We start from the raw sequence: 8277 nt of genomic DNA, 5'->3' as shown, positions 1-8277 counted from the left end.
GGGATGGAGACCAAATCTGGGAGATGATCCTATACAGCCACAACAGGCACAGGTACCACCGGCACCACAGCCTGTGCAGACGGATTATTATGGTCAGGCAGCACAGCCACAACAACCGGTACAGCCACAAAATAATCAGCAGTCAACACCGGCATATACTCAGCCACAATACAATCAGCAGGTGCCACCGGCATACACGCAGCCACAGTACAACCAGCAGCCAACATCAGCGTACACACAGCCGCAATATAATCAGCAGGCAGCATCGCCATGTACGAAGGCGTGTATCCGCTGGTCTCCGCCATCTCCCGTCCGCTGATTTCCAAGCACTTGGTGCGCGCCGCCCACCAGTTCGGCGCGGATACCATCTCCCATGGCTGCACCGGCAAGGGCAATGATCAGGTGCGTTTCGAGGTCTCCATCGCCTCCATCGACCCGACGCTGAAAGCCATCAGCCCGATCCGCGACCTGTCCCTGACTCGTGACGTGGAAATCGCATTCGCCAAGGAGCACAAGCTTCCGATCGTGCAGACCGAGAAGAGCCCGTTCTCCATCGACCAGAACGTGTGGGGCCGTGCCATTGAGACCGGTTTCCTTGAGGATCCGTGGAACGGTCCGACTAAGGATTGCTATTCCTACACCGACGATCCGGCGTTCCCGCCGGTCGAGGATGAGGTCGTCATCGAATTCAAGCAGGGCGTGCCGGTCAAGATTGACGGCCACGACGTCACCCCGTTGCAGGCCATCGAAGAGATGAACCGTCGCGCTGGCGCGCAGGGCATCGGCCGCATCGACCTGATCGAGGACCGTTTGGTCGGTATCAAGTCCCGTGAGCTGTATGAGGCTCCGGGCGCGGTTGCCCTCATCACCGCCCATCAGGAGCTCGAGAACTGCTGCCTCGAACGCGAACAGCACCGCATCAAGCGCGACATCGACAAGCGTCGGGCCGAGCTGGTCTACGACGCACAGTGGTTCTCTCCGGCCACCCAGTCCCTGAACGCCTTCATCGAGGACACCCAGAAGTACGTATCCGGCGAGATTCGCATGATTCTGCATGGTGGCCGCGCCGTCGTGACCGGACGTCGTTCCGACAGCTCGCTGTACGATTACAGCCTGGCCACCTATGATTCCGGCGATAGCTTCGATCAGAAGTCCTCCAATGGCTTCATCGACATCTATGGTCTGCCGAGCCGCGTGGCGGCCGCCCGCGATGTCAAGTTCGGCAACGGCATCGAGGTTCCGGAAAACAGCGTCGAATGATGGTATGACGGCGATTGCGCCGTGAACCGTCCTGATAATGGGGGAGAGCGTACCGGTGGGACCATCCTGACTGGTATGCTCTCCCTCAGTCATGTCCGCAAGGAGATTTGGAAGAACAATGACCGAGAGCACTACCAATGGTGAGCACCTCGCCCTGTGGGGCGGCCGTTTCAAGTCCGGACCGTCACCGGAGCTTGCACGCCTGAGCAAATCCACCCAGTTTGATTGGCGTCTCGCCGATGATGACATCGCAGGCTCACGCGCCCACGCCCGCGCGCTCGGACGTGCCGGTCTGCTCACCGCCGATGAGCTGCAGCGTATGGAGGACGCCCTCGATGAGCTGCAGCGTCGCGTTGATTCCGGCGCCTTCGCCCCAATCGAGGACGACGAGGATGAGGCCACCGCGCTTGAACGTGGCCTGCTGCAGATCGCAGGAGACGAGCTCGGAGGCAAGCTACGTGCTGGCCGTTCCCGTAATGACCAGATCGCCGCGCTTATCCGCATGTGGCTGCGCCGCCATAGCAGAATCATCGCGAAGATGCTGCTTGGCCTTGCGTCCACGTTGATTGAGCAGGCCGAAAAGGCCGGACGCACCGTCATGCCAGGCCGCACGCATATGCAGCATGCGCAGCCGGTGCTGCTCGCCCATCAGCTCATGGCCCATGTATGGCCGTTGCTGCGCGATGTGGAGCGCCTTTCCGATTGGGACAAGCGCATCGATGCCAGCCCGTACGGTTCCGGCGCGCTTGCGGGTAATACTCTTGGCCTCGAACCGGTGGCCGTGGCCCGTGAACTGGGCTTCTCCAAGGTGACCGCCAACTCCATCGACGGCACTGCCAGCCGCGATCTGGTCGCGGAATTCGCGTTCATCGCCGCCATGACCGGCGTGGATCTGAGCCGTCTCTCCGAAGAGATTATCATCTGGAACACGCAGGAATTCGCCTTCGTGCGTCTCGATGATGCCTATTCCACCGGCTCGTCCATCATGCCGCAGAAGAAGAACCCGGATATCGCCGAACTCGCGCGAGGCAAGTCCGGCCGTCTTATCGGCGACCTGACGGGACTGCTCGCCACGCTCAAGGGTCTTCCGACCGCATACGCGCGTGATCTTCAGGAGGACAAGGAGGCGGTCTTCGATCAGGTGGACACACTTGAGGTGCTGTTGCCGGCGTTCACCGGAATGGTCGGAACCATGGTCTTCGACAAGGAACGTCTCGAGGCCGAAGCGCCGACCGGTTTCGCCCTCGCCACCGACATCGCCGAATGGCTCGTCAAGAACGGCGTGCCGTTCCGTCACGCGCATGAGCTTTCCGGTGCGTGCGTGAAGATTGCCGAGGACCGTGGCCAGGAGCTGTGGGATTTGACCGACGAGGACTTCATCACCATGTTCAAGGATTTCCTGCCGGCGGACAAGGCTCCTCAGGTGCGTGAGGTCCTTTCCACCGAGGGCTCCGTCTCCGCTCGTAACGGCAAGGGAGGCACCTCACCGTTGCGCGTGCGTGAACAGATCGTTTCGGCCAAGACCACGATCGAGCAGCTTCGTGCCTTTGCCAACTCCGTTTCCGACGGTTCCGCATATAAGTCGCCCGAATCCCTGCTCAGGCAGTGACGGACGGTAGCAAAAGCGACGAGAGGCAAAGTGGTGCTGCTGACACGTATACAGATACAAAGGCTGGTCCACGTGTATGGACAGGATATTCTGGAACACGATCATATGCGTATCGAGCGGACCTGCTATCAGCATGGCACGGTCACCACGTTCTCTCATTCCATCCGTGTGGCCTGCCTGTCAGTATGGCTGGCCGACAGGCTGCATCTATGGAAACGTGTCGATCTGCGTTCTCTGATTCGCGCTGCTTTGCTTCACGACTATTTTCTTTACGATTGGCATGATTACGATGGTGGCGCCCATCGGCTGCATGGCTTCACCCACGGTGGTACCGCCATGCGCAACGCGATTCATGATTTCGAGCTCAACCGGATCGAATGCGACAGCATCAGGAACCATATGTTCCCATTGACGCCGTATCCTCCGAAATACATTGAGGGATATCTGGTGACCGTTGCGGACAAAATCAGCGCAACCAAGGAAACGCTTTCATTCGATCGATTCGGCAAGGCAGATTCCACCAAGCTCGTACATGGAAGGCATTGATGACGATGCTCGCCCTCGAACACCTGTTTCTATGGTTCCTCCTGTATTCATTCGCCGGTTGGGTGTATGAATCGATACTGGTATCCATTTCGGAACGTCATCTGGTCAACCGAGGATTTCTCAACGGTCCGCTTTGCCCGATTTACGGCTGCGGCGCGGTGCTTGCGATTGTGCTGTTGCATGATCTTACGAATCCCGTCGAGATTTTCCTGATCTCCTCGTTCGGCGCAAGCGTCCTCGAATATGCCACGTCATGGGGCATGGAGAAGCTCTTCCATGCCAGATGGTGGGATTACAGCCATTTCCGTTTCAACATCCAAGGACGCATCTGTCTGCTCGGTGCGATCGTATTTGGTTTCGGCGGCGTGCTGATCATCGATGTGATCCAGCCTCAGGTGGAACGTCTTACCGCCATGATCCCTTTGATGGCCGTGCACGTGATGTGCGTGGTTTTCGCCATCGCCGTGATCGTCGATACCATCATCACCGTGCTGGGCATCGTCGACCTGTCCGACCACCTCGCGAAATTCGGCGACGCCGTGCAATCGCGTGTGGAGGAGGCCGGCGATTCCTGGCAATGGGGCAAGGAGGCGTTCCGTGACAAAATGCGCGACCTGTCCGAATCGTCCCAGGAGCGCATCGTCGGTATGCGTCATCTTGCCTCATCCGCATTGAATTGGCAACAGCGTCGTATGATCCGTTCCTTCCCACGCATGCGTTCCACGGAATCCACCAAATACAGCAAAATCATCGAAACCGCGCGCGAAATGCTGCGCCGCAAATGATTGACGGTTCATCGATAGTGCAAGCGCCGCATACGCCATCGATGAACCGTCAACGACCTCCGACCGGCTACCGGAAGGAGCGGAACGGACGCAGGTCAGGATACTTGCGATGTGGCTGAACCCTTATAGTCGGTGATGCCCGCGCCGATGTTGGGATTTCTCATCGAATACACTTGGTCTGCGCAATAAAGAACCAACAATACGACGGCCACGACGGTGAGCTTCCTCACATCGATCCGGCTGAGCAGACTATCCAACGCCGGAGCCAGCAGATACACAATCGCCAGTCCGCCCAATCCGAACGTCAACAGACCCTCAGCGCAGATCCTTCCATTGAGGTTCAGGAAATAGCCGGTGTAATCCCACCAGCGTTGGCCTCCGTGCGTTTTCTCCAAATACCAGGACGAGAAGTATTCCAAACCGCCGCACAGCGCCATGGCCGCCAGGAATTCGAGCGGAGGGGTCTTCCGAAGCTTTTTCAGCAACGTCAGGATGACCACTCCGCCAATGCCATAGATCGGCAGCCATGGTCCATGCAATGTCCCGCGATTTACGAAGGTCCCCTCGGAGATGAATGCGAGGCTCACCTCCCATATCCAGCCGACGAAGCAGAAGATGAAGAACATCATGACCAGATTGACCAGCGAATAGCTGCGGTCGGAACTGACGGCGCGCGACTCATGGAACCGGAAGGACATCGGAGCGGGCGCCAGCCGCCCAGGATAGACCGTACCATCCAGAATCTCCCTGCCGATGCTGATCTGGTGCACGTGTTCGTTGTATGTCTCATACTGCGCCACCGACCGTGAATGCAGAATGCGCACGCCCAGCCATTCGGACAGGAAACCGACAAGACCGTGCGGTTTGTCTGCGGGGACGAGATCTTCGGACAACCGCTCCATGGACTCGACGACATCGCCATACGCTCCGCGCAAAGTCTCGGCATCGGCTTTCCCATACAGGTATTCGTCGCCGAGCAGCTCGCTTCCTTCGATTCCCACGTCCTTGGACAGACCGCGCACATGCACGTAGTATTCGGCGAAGAACGCGGCGTTGTAGCCGTTGGAATAGAAGATGCCGCTTAAACCAAGAGTGAGCAGGTCAAGCAGCCACCAGCCAAGGAACGACAGGTCGGCCATGAAGCATTCCCACTTATGCCCCCGCATCATGCGCCTGGACAGGGTGATGGCTTCCCTCGCGCCGATATTGGGGTTCTCGGCGACGATGTAAGGCACCATACGATAGGAATACGGTTTGACGAACGCGCCGACGATGGTGAACGTCCACAGGAACAGGAGTATGTTCTCCAAAAGCATCGTCTTCGCCATCGACCACCATTTTCCTGTGGTGACGGGATACAGGAAACGGCTTACGGGAAGCTTGTCGTAAGTCCGTCCCTCCAGAAGCATGCGCGCCATGACCACACGGTACGTCTGCTGGATGAACAGCCATGCGAAGATGTAAACGGCCAGGGATATGACAATCGGTACGGCCATCGCCACGCCTTTGTTGTGAACGATGGAATTGACCGCATCGACCACGGACAGAATGACCGATCCCGACGAGAACGAGTTGAGCAGGAAGGCGAATACGCCACGATCACGGCCCAACATGGTATTGGCGTCTCCGTGCGCGATTTGCTCCTGGTTGTGTTTCACCTGACTGCGTGCCTGGTTCTCGTTCCCGACGAGCAGCTGCTCCAACACTCCGGATATGTTGCTTGACTGTGCGTCCGCGCCGCCTTCTTGCACGCTGTAGGACGAGGAATCGGCGCTCAAGGGCCATGTCGACGAGCTGTATCCGACGCCGAAGACCGATGCGAACAGACAGATTGCGACAATCATCCAATAGTGTTTCTTGAAAGCCGACTTCGCTTTCCTTTTCATGGATTTGCGATCCATATCCTGTCCCTTCTTCTCCAAATGAGACATCCGATTCCGATTTTACCGGCACGCATCCGTTGACATGTCGACGTGGGGAATGGCGTACTTGTCAGCTGTCTGTATCTTCTGCGAGACTGTAGGATGCGTAAAAACGCGGCAATATCCACAATTCGATAGGGAGAAGCACTGTTATGGCTCACGTCATCGATTTCAAGGAGGCCGGATTCGATTCCGTCCTCGATGAACTGGAATGGCGCGGGTTGATTTCCCAGTCCACCGACAGGGATCGACTCGCCGAAGCGTTGAACGGAGAGCCCATCACCTATTATTGCGGTTTCGATCCCACCGCGGCTTCCCTGCATATCGGCAATCTTGTCCAGCTCATCAACATGCGCCATCTGCAGGCGGCCGGACACCATCCGATCGCGTTGGTCGGCGGAGCCACCGGTCTGATTGGAGACCCCCGACAGTCGGGCGAACGCACACTGAACCCGAAGGACGTCGTGGCTGGATGGGCCGACCGTCTGAAAAGGCAGATCGGCGGCATCCTCGAGACCGAAGGTGACGATCCGGTGCGTTTCGTGTCCAACTACGATTGGACCGCGCAGATGAGCGTCATCGACTTCCTGCGTGACGTCGGCAAGAACTTCCGCATGGGCACCATGCTGGCCAAGGACACCGTGGCTCGCCGCCTGAAGTCCGAGGAAGGCATCTCCTTCACCGAATTCAGCTACCAGGTGCTGCAGGGCAATGATTTTCTGCACTTGTTCGACGAATACCATTGCACGCTGGAGATCGGCGGTTCCGACCAGTGGGGCAACCTCACCTCCGGACTCGACCTGATCCACAAGGTTCGTGGCGTGGACGTGAACGTGTTCACCAGCCCGATCATCACCGATGCCCAAGGCAAGAAGTTCGGCAAATCCGAAGGCAACGCCGTGTGGCTGGACGGCACCATGCTGAGCCCGTACAAGTTCTACCAGTTCTGGTTCAACCGTCCCGACAGCGAGATGGAGAACCTGCTCAAGGCATTCACCTTCCTGCCGAAGGCCGAGATCGAGCGTCTTATCGAGGAGAGCAAGACCAATCCGGGCGCACGTGAGGCGCAGCGGACCCTTGCATGGGAGGTCACCAGTTTCGTGCACGGCGAGGAGGCCACCCGCCAGGCCATCGAGGCGGCCGGCGCGTTGTTCGGCCGTGGCGGCGACTTGGCCGACATCGACGAGTCCACACTCGAGGCGGCCATCGACGGCATGAAGGTCGATGGCGAGTTCGCCAAGGCTGCCACCGGTGATCGTGTGGCGGAAGCGGGCATGAAGGCCGGACTGTTCAAGTCGATTTCCGAAGCCCGCAAGACCATCAAATCCGGTGGCGTGTATCTCAACAATTCGCGTGTCACGGACGAGGAGCAGACCTTGCAGGATGGAGATTTCCTGCATGGACGTTTCGCGCTCATCCGTCGTGGCAAGAAAGCGCTTGGCGTCGTCGAAAACGCCTGAACCTCGCAAAAACAATCGTAAGTAATCAATCGCAAGTATCTCAATACCAATAAGGAACAGCATGGCAGAAGAACAGCGCGGATCTCGCGGCAAGTCCTACGGCAACCATAAGTCCTACGGCTCGGGCAGACCGGGCAACCGCGGTGGCAAGGGGTTCAAGCCGCGCGGCAACGGCGGCAAGTCTTACGGACACAGGTCCGGTGGCTTCCGCGATGACGATCACAAGGGTGGATATCGCAAGAGCAATGGCGGCTATCGTCGCGGAGACCGCGATTTCCGTCGTGACGGCGAAGGCGAGGGTCAGGAGCGTCGTTTCCACAATGGTCCGCGCAAGTTCAACCGTGATGGCGAGCGTCGTGACGATCGCCGCGGTGGCTATCGCGGGAACCATGGCGATAATCCACGCTACCAGCGTGATGGCGAGCGTTCCGGCTTCCGTCACAATGACCGTCGTGACGGCGATCGTAGGGATTTCCATCGCGACGACCGTCATGGTGATGGTGAGCGTCGTAATTTCCGTCATGATGGCGAGCGTCGTAACGACCGCCGCAACTTCCGTCGTGATGACGGCGAACGCCGTGGCGGACGCAATTTCCGCAAGGACGGCGACCGCCGCAATGATCGTAGGGATTTCCGTCGTGATGGCGAGCGTCGCGACTTCCACAAGGATCGCGACCAGCGTCCGGAGAATACGG

5 protein-coding genes and 2 pseudogenes are annotated in these 8277 nt (G+C 58.4%); 6 read left to right on the top strand and 1 reads right to left on the bottom strand.

What is annotated here, in order from left to right:
• Positions 1–267: 267 nt before the first annotated feature.
• The 4 genes and pseudogenes from ACR0P8_RS07865 to ACR0P8_RS07850 all read left to right on the top strand — a co-directional run.
• Positions 268–1260: pseudogene (locus ACR0P8_RS07865) on the top strand (argininosuccinate synthase); the annotation flags it as partial.
• A gap of 118 nt (positions 1261–1378) precedes the next feature.
• Positions 1379–2869 carry an argininosuccinate lyase gene (gene argH / locus ACR0P8_RS07860; RefSeq protein ID WP_432624552.1) on the top strand — a complete coding sequence of 497 codons (1491 nt, stop codon included), beginning with the start codon at positions 1379–1381 and terminating at the stop codon, positions 2867–2869.
• 36 nt (positions 2870–2905) lie between these two features.
• Positions 2906–3415 carry an HD domain-containing protein gene (locus tag ACR0P8_RS07855; protein WP_432624554.1) on the top strand — a complete coding sequence of 170 codons (510 nt, stop codon included), beginning with the start codon at positions 2906–2908 and terminating at the stop codon, positions 3413–3415.
• Positions 3416–3420: 5 nt separating this feature from the next.
• The gene (locus ACR0P8_RS07850; protein WP_432624553.1) at positions 3421–4200 is read left to right on the top strand and encodes a putative ABC transporter permease; all 780 of its coding nucleotides are present in this window, start codon (positions 3421–3423) and stop codon (positions 4198–4200) included.
• Positions 4201–4295: 95 nt separating this feature from the next.
• On the opposite strand, the gene ACR0P8_RS07845 is transcribed toward ACR0P8_RS07850, so the two are convergent.
• Positions 4296–6044, bottom strand: a complete 1749-nt coding sequence (locus ACR0P8_RS07845; protein WP_432624551.1) for a DUF975 family protein — start codon at positions 6042–6044, stop codon at positions 4296–4298.
• Positions 6045–6274: 230 nt separating this feature from the next.
• Between ACR0P8_RS07845 and tyrS the strand changes: the two genes are divergently transcribed.
• Positions 6275–7582: a tyrosine--tRNA ligase gene (tyrS, locus tag ACR0P8_RS07840; RefSeq protein WP_432624550.1), complete on the top strand. Its 1308-nt coding sequence runs from the start codon at positions 6275–6277 to the stop codon at positions 7580–7582.
• Between the two features lie 61 nt (positions 7583–7643).
• Positions 7644–8277: pseudogene (locus tag ACR0P8_RS07835) on the top strand (helicase); the annotation flags it as partial.

The organism is Bifidobacterium sp. (assembly GCF_050874245.1).
Classification (GTDB): domain Bacteria; phylum Actinomycetota; class Actinomycetes; order Actinomycetales; family Bifidobacteriaceae; genus Bifidobacterium.
The sequence above is the reverse complement of the archived record's forward strand: the minus strand, read 5'-3'. Positions and strand labels throughout refer to the sequence as shown.

What these genes read in the sequence shown, in the direction of transcription:
- argH (WP_432624552.1), top strand. Translation starts at nt 1,379, where the DNA reads ATGACCGAGAGCACTACCAATGGTGAGCACCTCGCCCTGTGGGGCGGC.
- ACR0P8_RS07850 (WP_432624553.1), top strand. Translation starts at nt 3,421, where the DNA reads ATGCTCGCCCTCGAACACCTGTTTCTATGGTTCCTCCTGTATTCATTC.
- ACR0P8_RS07845 (WP_432624551.1), bottom strand. Translation starts at nt 6,044, where the DNA reads ATGATTGTCGCAATCTGTCTGTTCGCATCGGTCTTCGGCGTCGGATAC.
- tyrS (WP_432624550.1), top strand. Translation starts at nt 6,275, where the DNA reads ATGGCTCACGTCATCGATTTCAAGGAGGCCGGATTCGATTCCGTCCTC.